Origin of the sequence: Pseudomonas sp. FSL R10-1350, from assembly GCF_009600525.1 — a bacterium.
In the GTDB taxonomy this organism is placed as follows: Bacteria; Pseudomonadota; Gammaproteobacteria; order Pseudomonadales; family Pseudomonadaceae; genus Aquipseudomonas; species Aquipseudomonas helleri.
In genome coordinates this window covers 64531-80003 of record NZ_WIVR01000020.1, presented here as the reverse complement: position 1 = coordinate 80003, position 15473 = coordinate 64531, and the positions used below count along the sequence as shown (strand labels likewise).

Annotated in this window: 9 protein-coding genes; 2 read left to right on the top strand and 7 right to left on the bottom strand. The window is 60.5% G+C overall.

Annotation, left to right across the window (positions count from 1 at the left end; translation table 11 throughout):
• Positions 1-88 precede the first annotated feature (88 nt).
• The 3 genes from GHO25_RS11720 to GHO25_RS11710 are packed head-to-tail and all read right to left on the bottom strand — an operon-like array spanning position 89 to position 5868.
• Positions 89-1507: an efflux transporter outer membrane subunit gene (locus tag GHO25_RS11720; RefSeq protein ID WP_153390848.1), complete on the bottom strand. Its 1419-nt coding sequence runs from the start codon at positions 1505-1507 to the stop codon at positions 89-91.
• Positions 1491-2657, bottom strand: coding sequence for an efflux RND transporter periplasmic adaptor subunit (locus GHO25_RS11715; RefSeq protein WP_153390847.1), 1167 nt, complete (start codon positions 2655-2657; stop codon positions 1491-1493). The genes GHO25_RS11720 and GHO25_RS11715 overlap by 17 nt, the downstream gene beginning before the upstream one ends.
• On the bottom strand, positions 2647-5868 hold the full coding sequence (locus GHO25_RS11710) for an efflux RND transporter permease subunit (protein ID WP_153390846.1): 3222 nt from the start codon (positions 5866-5868) through the stop codon (positions 2647-2649). The genes GHO25_RS11715 and GHO25_RS11710 overlap by 11 nt, the downstream gene beginning before the upstream one ends.
• Positions 5869-6092: 224 nt before the next feature.
• Between GHO25_RS11710 and GHO25_RS11705 the strand changes: the two genes are divergently transcribed.
• Positions 6093-6503 (top strand): hypothetical protein, encoded by a 411-nt coding sequence (locus GHO25_RS11705; protein WP_048368958.1) that lies wholly within the window; start codon positions 6093-6095, stop codon positions 6501-6503.
• 130 nt (positions 6504-6633) lie between these two features.
• Here GHO25_RS11705 and mapR read toward each other — a convergent pair whose 3' ends face one another.
• Together mapR and ccoG are read right to left on the bottom strand one after the other, a co-directional pair.
• Positions 6634-8043 carry a GntR family transcriptional regulator MpaR gene (gene mapR / locus GHO25_RS11700; protein ID WP_153390845.1) on the bottom strand — a complete coding sequence of 470 codons (1410 nt, stop codon included), beginning with the start codon at positions 8041-8043 and terminating at the stop codon, positions 6634-6636.
• 121 nt (positions 8044-8164) lie between these two features.
• Entirely contained in the window at positions 8165-9586 is a 1422-nt protein-coding gene (gene ccoG / locus GHO25_RS11695) for a cytochrome c oxidase accessory protein CcoG (RefSeq protein WP_153390844.1), read from the bottom strand.
• A gap of 492 nt (positions 9587-10078) precedes the next feature.
• Between ccoG and glgB the strand changes: the two genes are divergently transcribed.
• Entirely contained in the window at positions 10079-12304 is a 2226-nt protein-coding gene (gene glgB, locus GHO25_RS11690) for a 1,4-alpha-glucan branching protein GlgB (RefSeq protein WP_153390843.1), read from the top strand.
• Between the two features lie 80 nt (positions 12305-12384).
• Here glgB and GHO25_RS11685 read toward each other — a convergent pair whose 3' ends face one another.
• The gene (locus GHO25_RS11685; protein ID WP_153390842.1) at positions 12385-13185 is read right to left on the bottom strand and encodes an endonuclease/exonuclease/phosphatase family protein; all 801 of its coding nucleotides are present in this window, start codon (positions 13183-13185) and stop codon (positions 12385-12387) included.
• Between the two features lie 139 nt (positions 13186-13324).
• Positions 13325-15472, bottom strand: coding sequence for a glycogen debranching protein GlgX (glgX, locus tag GHO25_RS11680; RefSeq protein ID WP_153390841.1), 2148 nt, complete (start codon positions 15470-15472; stop codon positions 13325-13327).
• Between the last annotated feature and the right edge of the window lies 1 nt (position 15473).

Sequence of the window (15473 nt, the reverse complement as noted above, 5' to 3'; positions counted from 1 at the left end):
TCGCTGTCGTTGGCTTCTAATAGAATGCCACCGTGGCGCACAGACGCCTCGGCTTGGGCGAGTCCATGTAATTACAGAGATTTTTGATCTACTGCTGCCCCTCCCAACCACCCCCCAACGCGGTCAATAGCCCGACACTGGCTTGCAACTGCCGGGTGCGCAGGGCTTGTACCTGGCGTTCGGCCTGCAAGGCAGCGGTTTGCGCGGTCACTACATCCAGATAGCTCACGGCGCCCGCTTCATAGCTGTTGGTGGCCAGGGTCTGGGTGTGTTGCGCCGCATTGGCTGCGGCTTGTTCGTCGAGGTTTTCCTGTTGCAGGTCACGCAATTGCGCCAGGTTGTCTTCGACTTCGCGTACAGCGCGCAATACTTGGCTGCGGTAGTGGGCAGAGGCTTCTTCGAACTCGGCCTTGGCCTGACGCTCTTGGGCGTCGAGCCTGCCGCCGTCAAAGATCGGCAAGCTGACCAGCGGGCCCAGCGCCCAGAAGTGGTTGCTCGCCGCCAACAGGTTGCCGTAGCCCTGAGTCTGCCCGCCAAACAGGCCGGTCAGGCTGAAGTCGGGGTACCAGGCGGCCTTGGCCACGCCGATTTGCGCGTTGGCGGCAAATACCCGACGCTCAGCTGCGGCGATATCGGGGCGCCGTTGCAGCAGGGTGCTGGGCAGGGCTTGCGGTGGCTGCGGCAGGTTTAAGGTGTCGCTGCGCGCGGCCAGCTGGAATTGGCTGGCGGGCACGCCCACCAGTTCGCCAATGGCGTGCTCGGTGAGGTTGCGTTGACCGCGCACATCGTCCAGTTGCGCTTCGGCCTGGGCCAATTGGTTCTGTGCACGGGTCAGGTCCATCTCCGAGGCAATTTGCCCTTGATAGCGTGCCTTGGTCAGGTCCAGGGCCTGGCGGTAATCGTCCAGCGACTTGGACAGGATGCGGCTTTGCGCATCCAGGCCATCGAGTTGAACGTAAAGGCCGGTCAGTTGCTTCTGCAAGCTCAAGCGGGCCACCGCCAGGTCATCGGCCGAGGCCTGAACCTGTGCGTCACCGGCGGCGACCTGATTGCGGATTTTGCCCCACAGGTCCAGGTCGAAACTCAGCGCAAAGCCTGCGGTGTTGCTGTTGTACACCGAAGGCTGGGTGCTGCCGCGCAACGGTCGGTTGTCCGATTGGCGCTGGCGCAAGGTTTGCTCGCTGGCGGTGATTTGCGGGAACAACCCGGCATGCAACTGGCTGGCATACGCCTGCGCTGAATCGAAGTGCGCAAGGGCCGCCGCGAGGTCCGGGTTGGCGTTGAGCAAGCGCTGTTGCAGGTCGTTCAAGCGCTCATCCTGATAGGCGCGCCACCACTGTGGCGACACGCTGTCGCCCGGCTGCGCACTGTGCCACGGGCCATCACTGGTCTGTTCGCGGTAGTGCTGCGGCAGGTCCAGCAGCGGCGGTTTGTACGTCGGGGCCAATGAGCAACCTTGCAGCGCGAGTGCCAGGAGCAAGGCGCTGCGTTTAAGTTTTGGCGACATGAGGGGCTCCCGCATCGGCAAGTTTGACCGAGTCGCCGTCACGCAAAGAATCAGGCGGGTTATCGATGACGGTGTCAGTGGGTTTCAGGCCCTGGTCGATCACCAGTTTGTCGCCCAGGTCCATGCCGATATGAATGTCCTGCAAGTGCACGTGTTGCGCAGTGTCCAGCACGGCCACCTGGGTGCCCTGGGCGCGGAAGATCAACGCACTGGCCGGAATGCTGACGCCATGGGTGTCTGCCGGAATCGACAGGACCGCTTCGGCGTAGTCGCCGGGGAGCAGGGCGTCGCTGGGGTTTTGCACCACAAACTGTGCGGTCAGGGTGCCGGAGCGCCGATCAATCGAGGTCGAGTTGCCGACCAGCGTGGCGCTGAAGGTTTGCCCTGGATGCTCAGGCACATTGAGTTGCACCTGCATGTTGGGGCGAATCACGCTGGCATAGTTTTGCGGCACCGGCACGTACAGGCGCAGTTGATGGGTGTCGGCAATGTCGAACAGTTCCGGGTCGCTGTCGGTGTCAGCCTTCACCAGTTGGCCGATGTCGGTGTTGCGCGCGGTGATGGTCCCGGCGAAGGGCGCGCGGATGGTCTTGTAGTCTTCCAGCGAAGCCAACCGCGCGTAGTCCGCTTCGGCGGCTTGCGCGTTGGCTTTCGCCGCAGCGGCGTTGGACAGTTTCTCATCGGCTTCCTGACGCGATACCGAATGGCTATCCACCAGGTTTTGCCAGCGCGTCGCGGTGGTCGCCGCGAGCTTGGCATTGGACTGCTCTTGCAACATATGCGCGTGAGCCTGTGCCAGTTGCTGGTCAAGATCGGGACTGTCAATCACCGCCAATACCTGACCGGCCTTGACCTTGCTGCCGATGTCGCTGGTCCAGCTTTTCAGGTAACCGTTCACCCGGGCGTGAATCGGCGCCTTGCTCCAGGCTTCCAGATGCGCGGGCAGGCGCAGAGTGTCGCCGTGGGCGTTTTGTAAAGGCTGGAACACGCTGACCACGGGCAGGGCGGCGGCTTCGGTCCAACCGACCACCGCCTGCTCATGCCGGCTGCGCGCGGCGAGGCCATTGGCGACCAGCAGCGCGGCCAGTGTCAGGCCGCCGATGCCCAGCAGCATCAGGCGCTTGCGCGAAGGTTTTTGATCAGACGACATGGGTAGTTTCTCCAGCAGCAGCGCGATTTTTTTCACGGCCGTGCACCAGGCTGAATACCACGGGCACGAACAGCAGGGTGGCGACGGTTGCCAGCATCAGACCACCGATCACGGCGCGTCCGAGCGGGGCGTTCTGTTCTTCTGAGATGGCCAGCGGCAGCATCCCGATCATCATCGCCAGGGCGGTCATGCACACCGGGCGGAAACGGGTATAGCCCGCTTCAAGTGCAGCCTTGAGGGCATCGCCGTGAACGGCCAGGCGCTCTCGACAGAAGCTCACCACCAGGATCGAGTTGGCGGTGGCCACGCCCATGCACAAGATCGCACCGGTCAAGGCCGGGACTGACAGCGAGGTACCGCTGAGGAACAGCATCCACACGATCCCGGCCAGGGCGGCGGGCAGGGCGGTAATGATCACAAACGGGTCTAGCCAGGACTGGAAGTTGACCACGATCAGCAGGTAGATGAGCACCACCGCACCCAGCAGACCAAAACTCAGGCCGCTGAACGCCTCATGCAGCGCGTCGATCTGACCGTGCAGGGAGATGATCGCGCCTTTGGGGCGCAGGTCCGACGCACCGTCGATGACCTTTTGCACATCCGCTGCCACCGAGCCCAGATCGCGGCCCTGAATGTTGGCATACAGGTCCAGGGTGGGCTGGATGTTGTAGTGCGTGACCACCGCCGGGCTGTCTACGCGGCTAATGGTTGCCAGCCCGCCGAGGATCGCTGACTGGCCATTGCTGCCCGTCACCGGCAAGGCTTCCAGGGTAGGCAAGCTGTCCAGACGATACTGCGGCGTGGCGGCCACCACGCCATAAGACACACCGTTTTGCGGGTTGAGCCAGAACGTCGGGGCCACCTGCGAGCTGCCGGCCAACGAGGCCACCATGCTGTTGGTCACGTCGCGTTCGGTGATGCCCAGGCCATTGGCCCGCAGACGGTCGACCTTGACTTGCAGTGACGGGTAACCCACGGACTGCTGGATGCGCAGGTCGGCAATGCCCGGTACATGTTGCAGGCGCCGTTGCAGTTCCAGGGCGTAGGCCCGGTTGGCCGCGTCGTCACGCCCGGAAATCTTCACGTCCAGCGGCGCCGGAGCACCGAAGTTGAGGATCTGGCTGCTGATGTCGGCGGGCATGAAGGCGAACTGGCTGCCGGGGAAACTCTCGGGCAGGGCCTCGCGCAAGCGTTTGACATACTCGGCGGTCGGGCCGTGATTGGCTTTGAGGGTGACCTGGATATCGCCATCCTGCGGGCCAATGGTGCCGCTGCTGCTGTACGCCATGTCGATACCGCTCAACGGGATGCCGATGTTATCGATGATGGTGTCCAGTTGATCAGCCGGGATGATCTCGCGAATGCGTGACTCGATATGGTCAAACGCCGCTGCGCTTTCTTCGATTCGCGTCCCCAATGGCAAGCGCACGTGCAAGGCCAGCGCCCCGGCATCGGTCGCCGGGAAGAAGTCCTGGCCCAACGTCGGAAGCAGCACAAATGACGCCAGCACACAGGCCATGAAACCGAGCAAAAAGCGTTTGCGATTGGCCAGCGCCAGTTCCAGCACGCCGTAGTACGCATCGCGCACGGCCGAGAAGCGCCGTTCAAAACCTTGCTGGAAGTTCAGCAACGCACGCACTGGCGCCGAGTGTGTCCGGGTCGGCTGATCGCCCTCGTGATGGTTGATGTAGCCGTCTTCCGGGTGATGCCCGGGGCCTTGCTCAGGGTTGTGCGGCTTGAGCAAAAACATCGCCAGGGTGGGCACCAGGGTCCGCGAGAGGATGAACGAGCTGCCCATCGCGAAAATCACCGAGAGTGCCATGGGGCGGAACAGGTAACCGGCAATCCCCTGCAACATGAACATCGGCACAAACACGATGCAGATACACAGCAGTGAGACAAACGCCGGGCCAACGATCTGTTTGGCGCCATCGAGAATCGCCTTGCGCACCGTCTTGCCTTGCTCAAGGTGCCAGTTGATGTTCTCGATGGTCACCGTCGCATCGTCGACTAATATCCCCACCGCGAGTGCCAGCCCTCCGAGCGTCATCACGTTCAGGGTTTGCCCGGTGACGGCCAGCAGGGCAATCGCCGAGAGCACGGCCAAGGGGATCGACACGGCAATGATCAGGGTCGAACGCCAGCTGCCGAGGAACAGCAGAATCATGGCGCTGGTGAGCAGGGCGGCAATGATCCCTTCCTGCGCCACACTGCCCACTGACTGTTTAACGAACACCGAAGCGTCGCCCAGCAATGAAGTTTTCAGCGAAGGTGGCAAGGTTTCATTGATGCGCGGCAGCATCCCGCGAATCCCGTCGACAATCGACAGGGTCGAGATATTGCCGTTCTTCAGCGCGGGCATGAGCACGGCGCGATGGCCGTCGACCCGCACGATGTTGGTTTGCGGCGGCGAACCATCCCGCACGTGGGCCACTTGACCAATGGTGATCAGCGCACCGTCAACGGTCTTGATGGGCAAGTCGTTGAGCTCATCAATCGCCGTGGGGCTGTTGTTCAGCATCACGGTGTATTCGTAAGTGCCGAGCTTGGCCGTGCCCACCGGAATGATCTGGTTCTGCGCGGCCAGCGCGTTGCCCACGTCTTGCGCCGACAGGCCTTTGGCGGCAAGGGCCTGCGGGTCGAGGTCAAGGGTGATTTGGCGCTGCTTGCCGCCCATGGGCGTTGGCATTGCCAGGCCGGGCAGGGCGCTCAGGGGCAAGCGAATGTTGTTCTGCACCAGGTCGCGAATTTTCGCTTCCGAGAGCGTCGGGCTGGAAAACGCCAGTTGCAGGATCGGCACCGTCGAGGCGCTGTAGTTAAGAATCAGCGGCGGGGTAATGCCTGGCGGCATCTGCTTGAGCACGGTTTGTGACACGGCGGTCACTTGCGCGTTGGCCGTGCGGATATCGACGCCCGGCTGGAAGAAGATCTTCACAATGCCCATGCCGGGTAAAGATTGAGACTCGATGTGTTCGATATCGTTAACGGTGGTACTCAATGAGCGTTCGTAGGTGTAAATAACTCGACCTGCCATGTCGGCAGGCGCCAGCCCTGTGTATTGCCACACCACGGCAACCACGGGGATACCGATGTCAGGGAACACATCCGTCGGGGTGCGCAAAGCCGCGAGAGGCCCGATGATGCAGATAAAAATCGCCAACACGATAAACGTGTAGGGCTTGTGCAGTGCGGTCTTTACCAGCCCGAGCATGCCTGAACCTCCGAAGGAGTGAAAATTGCAAACACGGGCAGTCTTACCGTCACACCTTAACTTTCAGCTTTCACCAACATGAAGGTTGCGTTAGTAAAGTCCTTAAACTCCCTTCACCTAGATTCATTGGGCTAGAGCGGTTTACGGGGCCAAGCTTGGAACCACTCGACGGGTTGACTCTCGGCCAGTCGCACTCTTTGGTTCCCTGTGTGAGGCATACCGTAATGAACCTTAAACCACTGCTGCTTATCCCGACCCTGAGCCTGGCCCTGCTGCTGACAGCGTGTGCCGGCCCCATGCCAAAGCAAGATCCGGGTGAAGCCTGGATTGGTCTGCAGGAAGAAGGTAACAGCGACCTGATGGCCGAGCGCGTAGACGGCAAGAACATCAATGATGGCCGTTACTTTGAAGTCACCCCGGGCGCCCACAAGCTGGACGTGACCTTATATGAAGGCGCCACCGGTGATGAAAACGAGGTGGATTGCCAAGGCAATGTCAACTACCAGAACTTCAAGGCGGGCGAGCGCTACAAGCTGGTTGAGTCGAGCCTTGGCACTCACGTAAGCGCCACCCTAGTGGACGCAAGCGGCAAAGAAGTGGCCCACACCGCCGACTTCAACTGCATGCCGGGCTAACCCCCCCCCGCGCGGGTGCGGAACGCTGTGGGAGCGGGCTTGCTCGCGATAGAATCGACGCGCTTGAAGATTGAAACGCGTTGTTCTAATCGCGAGCAAGCCCGCTCCCACAGTTGGTTTTAAGGGGGCTTTAAAAAGAACGAACGATCTTGCCCAGGGTTTCCATGGCCTTTTCAGTGGTTTCATCCCACGGGCTGCCGTAGTTCAAGCGGATGCAGTTTCTAAAGCGCTGGGTCGCCGAGAAGATCGGCCCCGGCGCAATGCTGATGCCTTGGGCCAGGGCCATCTGGAACAGTTTGAGCGAGTCCATCTGTTCAGGCAGCTCAAGCCACAAAAAGTACCCGCCCGCCGGTTTGCTGACCCGGGTCTGCGCCGGGAAATACCGCGCAATCGCCGCCAGCATCGCGCTTTGCTGGTCTTCCAGAGCATCGCGCAGGCGCCGCAGGTGGCGGTCGTAGCCGCCGTGCTGCAAGTAATCGGCAATCGCCGCCTGGGCGGGCATCGACGGGCACAGTGAGGTCATCAATTTAAGCCGTTCGACCTTCTGCGCAAACCGCCCGGCGGCGACCCAGCCAACCCGATAACCCGGCGCCAGGCTTTTCGCGAACGAGCCGCAATGCATCACCAGCCCTTCGGTATCAAAGGCTTTGGCCGGTTTCGGCGCGTGCTGGCCGAAGTACAGCTCGGCGTACACATCGTCTTCAATCAGCGGCACCTGATGCTCACGCAACAGCTCGACCAGCGCCTGCTTTTTGGCTTCGGGCATGGTCGCGCCAATCGGGTTTTGAAAACTGGTCATGCTCCACACGGCCTTGATGGTGTGCCGTTCGAGGGTATGGGCCAGTGCGTCGAGGTCCATGCCGTCACGCGGGTGCACCGGGATTTCCACGGCCTTGAGCTTGAGCCGCTCCAGCACTTGCAGGCAGGCGTAAAAGGCCGGGGCTTCAATGGCCACCAGGTCGCCGGGTTCGGTCACTGCTTGCAGGCACAGGTTCAAGGCTTCCAGCGCGCCGTTGGTGATCAGCAATTCCTCCATGGGCAGCATCAGGCCGCCGACCATATAACGCAGGGCGATCTGGCGACGTAATTGCGGGTTGCCCGGCGACATGTCGGTGACCACCATGCGCGGGTCCATTTCGCGGCTGGCGGTGGCCATGGAGCGGGCCAGACGTTGCAGCGGAAACAGCATCGGGCTGGGGAAGGCTGAGCCGAACGGTACGGTGTTCGGGTCTTTGATGGAGTCCAGCACCGAGAACACCAAATCACTCACATCGACCTGGGTGGACTCGGTGGGGTGGCTGCTGACTTCCGGCTCGGAAAACGGGCTGGGCGCGTGAGTGTTGACGAAATACCCCGAGCGCGGCTTGGCGCGAATCAGTCCACGGCGTTCGAGCAGGTAATAGGCCTGGAATACCGTAGACGGGCTCACGCCGTAGGTCTGGCTGGCATAGCGCACCGAGGGCACGCGCTGGCCGGGGCCGAGCACGCCTGCGCGGATCAGTTCAGCAATATCGTCAGCAAATTTTTCGTAGCGTTTCATGAACTAAAGCTCAGCTAATCCTGTGGGAGCGGGCTTGCTCGCGATGTTAACGACGCGGTATGCCGGAATGACCGGTCGATGCTATCGCGAGCAAGCCCGCTCCCACAGGAGAATGTGTGATTTAACGATTTATCGGTGCAACAAACCGGCTTTGGGCCACGCTGCGCACACCGGGGTCTGCGGTGTCTGTGACCACGAACTCAAGGGTCTGGGAGCTGCTTTTTGGTCGTTCGGCCAGTAACGCGACGGACACGGGCACTTCAGCAATTTCGCCAGGGGCCAGGGTTAGCTCGGTCTTGCCGTTTAACTGGAAGTCGTCGCCCTGTTGCAGCGCCACCCGGTAGTGCTGTGGCTGCTGGGTTTTGTTAATGATCTTGAGGCTGTAAATGTTCTCGATCTGGCCCAGGCTGTTCTCGCGGAACAGGCCCCGGTCCTTGATGACATCCAGTGACACCATCGACCGTTGGTTCAAGGCAATGACCAAGGCGCCGATCATGACCACCAGCACCGCAGCGTAGCCAATCAGCCGCGGTCGCAGCAGCTGAGTTTTGCCGCCCTGCAATTCATGTTCAGAGGTATAACGCACCAGGCCGCGGGCATAACCCATTTTGTCCATCACCGAATCACAGGCATCGACACAGGCGGCGCAGCCAATGCACTCCATCTGCAAGCCGTCCCGGATGTCGATCCCGGTCGGGCACACTTGCACGCACATCGTGCAATCAATGCAATCGCCGAGCCCGGGCTGCGCCGGTTCAACCCCGCGTTTGCGCGGGCCACGGCTCTCGCCACGGCTGGCGTCATAGGCAATCGCCAGGGTGTCTTTGTCAAACATCACGCTCTGAAAGCGTGCATATGGGCACATGTGCATGCACACCGCTTCACGCAACCAGCCGGCGCTGAGGTAGGTGGCACCGCTAAAAAACACCACCCAGAACAAACTGATGCCGGCTATCTCCAGGGTCAGCAACTCGGCGGCCAGTGGCCGGATGGGGGTGAAATAGCCGACGAAGGTCAGCGCGGTCATCACACTGATCGCCAGCCACAACGCGTGCTTGGCCGTACGCCGGGCAATTTTGTTGATGCGCCAGGACGCGGCCTGCAGTCTGATGCGTTGGTTTCGATCGCCTTCAGTGACTTTTTCACACCACATAAACAGCCATGTCCAGATGCTTTGCGGGCAGGTGTAGCCGCACCACACCCGTCCCGCAAACACCGTGATCGCAAACAGGCCAAAGGCCGCGATGATCAACAGCGCCGACAGCAAGATGAAATCCTGCGGCCAGAACGTCGCGCCGAAAATATGGAACTTGCTCTCGGACAAGTCCCAAAGCACCGCCTGACGGCCATCCCAATGCAACCAGACCGTGCCGAAAAACAGTAAAAACAAAAAGCCGCTGCCCGCGATTCGAATCGAACGGAACAGCCCGGTAAAACTGCGGGTGTGGATCTGTGCGTCGGCAGGCTTGTTTTTTCTCGGTGCAGCGTGGCCAGGCGACGCTGCAACAGGTTCAAGTCTCTGCACGGGAATGTGTCTGCTCATGGTCTTTCGCTCATCAGCCTCCATCAGGCCAAGGCACTATCCCTCGCAAACTGTTTGCATAACAGGCTCAGCTGGCTGATTAAAAAGCAGATCAGAGAGGTTTTTTGGCAGGCTGCGACACTCTACCGCAGCTGGGTCAGGTCCCGATTTGCATGACGTGTACGGGCATGGCGCTTGTCAGATGAACTGATCTTGATCAAGTGCACTGAAGCCCCCGATCAACGGCACGGGCTTCAGGCTCCGCCCAATGGTTTGAACTTTAACCCTGGCGTTGCGCTCGTAACCCTGCACGCAGTATGGGTATAAGAGTTGCAAGTGTTTTGCCATGACACCGCTGGCGCGAGGTGTTATCCAACGCAGGTCGAGCGCCGGGCGATACAGATACGCCAACCACGACTAGGCTAGGAACTGACTGCGAGTTGTAGGTACAGCTCAGGGGATGGTTCGGCGGCATGCAGCGTCATGCGTAACCTTTAGCGTACGGAGAGCAGCATGAGTTCGAGTGGGCAGGCAGGTGGGGGTAAGGACGCGCTGTTACCCGAGATTGCGGACATTCAAGCACTGGTCCGGGCCGAGCATCCGGACCCGTTTTCAGTCTTGGGCCCGCATGCGGATGGCAAAGGCGGTCAGTTAATTCGGGCGTTTCTGCCTGGAGCGGTGAGTGTTCAGGTGCTGGCGCGCGAGGGGCAAGCGCTGCTGGGCAGTCTTGAGCAGGCTCAAACCCCAGGCTTGTTTGTGGGGCATTTTGTGCAGGCGCAGGCGTATCTGTTGCAGGTCGATTGGGGCGATGTTCAGCAAATTAGCGAAGATCCCTACAGTTTTGGCCCGCTGCTGGGTGAGATGGATCTGTATTTGTTCGCAGAAGGCAATCATCGTGATTTGAGCCATTGCCTGGGAGCGCAGTTGACCCACGTTGACGGGGTGCCAGGCGTGCGTTTCGCGGTGTGGGCGCCGAATGCGCGGCGGGTGTCGGTGGTTGGTGATTTCAACGGCTGGGACGGACGCCGTCACCCGATGCGCTTGCGCCATCCGAGCGGGGTGTGGGAGCTGTTTGTGCCACGTTTGCTGGCCGGTGAAGCGTACAAGTACGAAATACTGGGGGCGCAAGGGATTCTGCCGTTAAAGGCCGATCCCATGGCGCTGCAGACTCAGTTGCCGCCGCTCACCGCGTCCATCGTGGCGGCGCCCTTGAACATTGACTGGCAGGACGCTGACTGGATGCACGCCCGTGCGCAGCATCAGCGTACTGATGCTGCGTTGTCTATATATGAGCTGCACGTGGGCTCGTGGCAGTGTGAAGTCGATGACGTGGGGGATGTGTCGCGTCAGTACGGCTGGCGCGAGTTGGCCGAGCGCTTGATCCCTTACGTGCAGCAACTGGGTTTTACCCATATTGAACTGATGCCGATCATGGAACATCCGTTTGGCGGGTCGTGGGGTTATCAGCCGCTGTCGCAGTTCGCCCCCAGCGCCCGGTACGGCTCGCCAGAAGACTTCGGTGCTTTTGTGAATGCCTGCCACGTGGCCGGGATCGGGGTGATTCTGGATTGGGTGCCCGCGCACTTCCCCAATGACACCCACGGTCTGGCACAGTTTGACGGCACCGCGCTGTATGAATATGCCGACCCGCGAGAAGGCTTCCATCAAGACTGGAACACCTTGATCTACAACCTGGGCCGCACTGAAGTGCACGGTTTTATGCTGGCTTCGGCCTTGCACTGGCTCAAGCACTATCACGTTGACGGTTTGCGGGTCGATGCGGTGGCCTCGATGCTGTACCGCGACTATTCGCGCAAGGCCGGCGAGTGGGTGCCGAATATTCACGGCGGCCGGGAAAACCTCGAAGCGATCGACTTTTTGCGCCACCTCAACGACGTGGTCGCGCTGGAAGTCCCCGGTGCGCTGGTCATTGCCGAAGAGTCAACGGCCTGGCCCGGCGTTACCCAAGGGACCGAGCAGGGCGGCCTGGGCTTCTCGTACAAATGGAACATGGGCTGGATGCATGACTCGCTGCATTACATCCAGCAAGACCCGGTGTACCGCGCCCACCACCACAACGAGTTGAGCTTTGGCCTGGTGTACGCCTGGCACGAGCATTTCATCCTGCCGATTTCCCACGACGAAGTGGTACACGGCAAGCACTCATTGATCGACAAAATGCCCGGCGACCGCTGGCAAAAGTTCGCCAACCTGCGGGCTTACTTGAGCTTTATGTGGGCGCATCCGGGCAAAAAGCTGCTGTTTATGGGCTGCGAGTTCGGCCAGTGGCGCGAGTGGAACCATGATCAGCAACTGGACTGGTACTTGCTGCAATACCCTGAGCACCGGGGTGTGCAGAAACTGGTCAGTGACCTCAACCAGCTGTACCGCGAAGAACCGGCGCTGCATGAGCAGGACGACGTGCCGCAGGGGTTTCAATGGTTGATTGGTGATGATGCGACCAACAGCGTCTTCGCCTGGTTGCGCTGGAGCAAAGCCGGCAAGCCGGTGCTGGTCGTCGCCAACTTCACCCCCGTACCCCGTGAAGCCTACCGTGTGGGCGTGCCCGAGGCCGGGACCTGGCACGAGATTATCAACAGCGACGCCGGGGTCTATTCGGGGTCCAACTACGGCAATGGCGGTGGCGTGAGCACAGACCCGCAACCGAGCCACGGCCAGGAAGTGTCACTGGCCCTGAACCTGCCGCCGTTGGGGGTGTTGATACTGCGGGCTGAGTAAAAACTCGCGTTGCTCTCTGTAGGAGCGAGCTTGCCTCGCGATCTTTTGATCGTTAAAAGATCGCGAGGGTAGGTCCCGGTTTACAAATGCACTTCAACCGCCAGCGGCAAATGGTCCGACAGGTGCGTCCAGGGCTTGTTGCCCAGAATGATGGGCTCATGCCCGGTGGCATTGCGCAGGTAGATCCGGTCAAGCCTCAACAAAGGCCAGCGTGCCGGATAGGTTTTGGCCAATTGCCCGTGATGGCGCTCAAATACTTCATGCAGATCATCACGCTGCGAGAGGGCGGCATTGCCTTGCAGCTTCCAGTCATTGAAATCACCGGCAATGATCACCGGCTCATGGGGCGGCAAGGACTTGAGCAGTTGGTGAAGCAGTACGATTTGTAGCTGGCGATGGCTTTCGAGCAAGCTCAAATGCACGCAGATGGCATGCACGTTTTCATGCCCCGGTACGTCCAGTACACAATGCAGCAAGCCGCGCCGCTCAGGGCCGGTGATTGAAACGTCGAGGTTGCGCGACGATTTGATCGGGTATTTGGACAGCAGTGCATTGCCGTGATGCCCGTTCGGGTACACCGCATTGCGGCCGTAGGCAAAGTCGGTCCACATGCTGTCGGCGAGAAATTCGTACTGCGAGGTTTTCGGCCACTCTTCATAGCGCGAGGCATGTTTCTCATGCTCACCGAGCACTTCTTGCAAAAACACCAGGTCCGCTGATGTGCTGCGCACCGCTTCGCGCAGCTCAGGCAGGATGAAGCGGCGGTTGAACGCGGTGAAGCCCTTGTGGGTGTTGACGGTCAGTACTTTGATTCGGTGCACGGCAGGCTCGGGTACCGAGGCTATGGGCGCCCGAGTGTTGCCGACTACATCAATGGTCATGGTCGCTCCTGTCCTTTTAGGCGGCATGCCGCATGTCAATCACAGGGTTATAGCTTAAGGAATGGGGACGTGACTGATGTTTATCAAGCTTTGCGTGATTAGCCACGCACGTGTCTGGCACGGGCGTGGCTGACGGTTTTTAAGACGCCTTGGCGTGTTGCAGTTCAAGCAGCACCAATGAGCGGCCGGTCACGCTGTAGGGCGTGTTGAATGCCAGGGCGGGCGAGCTTTTGAGTTCTGGGTCGGTGGTGTCGAGCTTGCACACCCAACTGCCCCCATGGTCGACTCCGGGCAAGTTGAAGTCCAGGGTGTCGTGGCCCGCATTGACGATGATCAGCAAGGTGGCATCGGCCCCGGATTTCTGTACGCCGGAGATTTGTGTGCGGCCATCGAGCAGCATGCCCAGGCAACGGTTTTGCGCGTCTTCCCAGTCTTGGGTGGTCATCTCATTACCCGCCGGGGTGAGCCAGGTGACGTCCTTGACCCCGGGCTGTTCGCTGCTATGACCCACCAGAAACACCCCGCGGCGCAAGATCGGGTAGTGCAGGCGCAGCTTGATCAGGCGTTTGACAAAGGCCAGCAGCGTTTTGGCGGGCTCGTCCAGTTCCCAGTTGACCCAGCCGATTTCGCTGTCCTGGCAATACGCATTGTTGTTGCCGTGCTGGGTGCGGGCGAACTCGTCACCGGCCACCAGCATGGGCGTGCCCTGGGCCAGCAACAAAGTGGCCATGAAGTTGCGCATCTGACGCTGGCGCAGCGTGTTGATCTCGGGGTCGTCGGTGGGGCCTTCGACACCGTGGTTCCATGACAGGTTGTTGTTGCTGCCGTCCTGGTTGTTTTCGTCGTTGGCTTCGTTGTGCTTGTCGTTGTACGACACCAGATCGTTAAGGGTGAAGCCGTCGTGGGCGGTAATAAAGTTGACGGACGTATAAGGGCGGCGCCCGCGTCGGTTGAACAGGTCGGCGGAAGCGGTCATGCGCCCGGCAAACTCGGCCAGTTGCCCTTCATCGCCTTTCCAGAACGCCCGCACATTGTCGCGAAAACGGTCATTCCACTCAGCCCAGCCGGGCGGGAAACCACCGACCTGATAGCCGCCGGGGCCGCAGTCCCAAGGCTCGGCAATCAGCTTGACCTGACGCAGCAGCGGGTCCTGGCGGCAGGCCACCAGAAAGCTGTGGCGCTCATCAAAACCATCGTGATAGCGGCCCAGAATGGTCGCCAGATCGAACCGGAAGCCATCGACGTGCATCTCGCCGGCCCAGTAGCGCAGCGAGTCGGTGACCATCTGCAAGACGCACGGGTGGCTCAGGTCGAGGGTGTTGCCGGTGCCCGAATCGTTGATGTAGAAGCGCTTGTCATCGGGCATCAGCCGATAATAGGAGGCGTTGTCGATGCCGCGCATGGACAGGGTCGGGCCTTGTTCATTGCCCTCAGCGGTGTGGTTGTAAACCACGTCCAGAATCACTTCCAGCCCGGCCTCATGCAGGTGCGCGACCATTTCCTTGAACTCGGCAATTTTGCCGCTGGCCAGGTAGCGCGGGTCGGGCGCGAAAAAGCTCAGGGTGTTGTAGCCCCAGTAGTTGGTCATGCCTTTTTGCAGCAGGTGCTGATCATTGACGAAGCCGTGGATCGGCAGCAGCTCGACACTGGTCACGCCCAGGTTGCGAATGTGCTTGATCACCTCATCGACCATCAGCCCGGCAAAGGTCCCGCGCACCGCCTCGGGCACCGCCGGGTGGCGCATGCTGATCCCGCGCACATGGGTTTCGTAAAAGATCGTGCGTTCCCACGGCACGCTGATGCGGTGGTCATGGCCCCAGGTGTGGGCCGGGTCGATGACTTTGCACTTGGGCACAAAAGGGGCGCTGTCGCGCTCGTCAAAACTCAGGTCTGCATCCGGGTGGCCAATGGTGTAGCCAAACAGCGCCTCGGACCATTTGAGTTCGCCCACCAATTGCTTGGCATAGGGGTCGATGAGCAATTTATGGTGGTTGAAACGGTGGCCGTTTTCGGGGTCGTACGGGCCGTAAACACGATAGCCGTAGACCTGCCCCGGGTGTGCATCGGGCAGGTAGCCATGGAAGGTTTCGTCGGTGTATTCGGGCAGTTCGATGCGTTCCAGTTCGACTTCACCCGCAGCGTCGAACAGACACAGTTCAACTTTGGTGGCGTTGGCGGAAAACAGCGCGAAATTGACCCCCAGTCCATCCCAGGTTGCCCCCAGCGGGAAGGGCAGACCTTCTCGAATGCGTGAGGGCTGCGGTGCTGCTGACGTGCTCGTGCTCATG

Excerpts from the sequence above, each read along its gene's own strand:
- GHO25_RS11710 (WP_153390846.1), bottom strand. The coding sequence starts at position 5,868 with ATGCTCGGGCTGGTAAAGACCGCACTGCACAAGCCCTACACGTTTATC.
- glgX (WP_153390841.1), bottom strand. The coding sequence starts at position 15,472 with ATGAGCACGAGCACGTCAGCAGCACCGCAGCCCTCACGCATTCGAGAA.
- GHO25_RS11685 (WP_153390842.1), bottom strand. The coding sequence starts at position 13,185 with ATGACCATTGATGTAGTCGGCAACACTCGGGCGCCCATAGCCTCGGTA.
- GHO25_RS11705 (WP_048368958.1), top strand. The coding sequence starts at position 6,093 with ATGAACCTTAAACCACTGCTGCTTATCCCGACCCTGAGCCTGGCCCTG.
- ccoG (WP_153390844.1), bottom strand. The coding sequence starts at position 9,586 with ATGAGCAGACACATTCCCGTGCAGAGACTTGAACCTGTTGCAGCGTCG.
- mapR (WP_153390845.1), bottom strand. The coding sequence starts at position 8,043 with ATGAAACGCTACGAAAAATTTGCTGACGATATTGCTGAACTGATCCGC.
- GHO25_RS11720 (WP_153390848.1), bottom strand. The coding sequence starts at position 1,507 with ATGTCGCCAAAACTTAAACGCAGCGCCTTGCTCCTGGCACTCGCGCTG.
- glgB (WP_153390843.1), top strand. The coding sequence starts at position 10,079 with ATGAGTTCGAGTGGGCAGGCAGGTGGGGGTAAGGACGCGCTGTTACCC.
- GHO25_RS11715 (WP_153390847.1), bottom strand. The coding sequence starts at position 2,657 with ATGTCGTCTGATCAAAAACCTTCGCGCAAGCGCCTGATGCTGCTGGGC.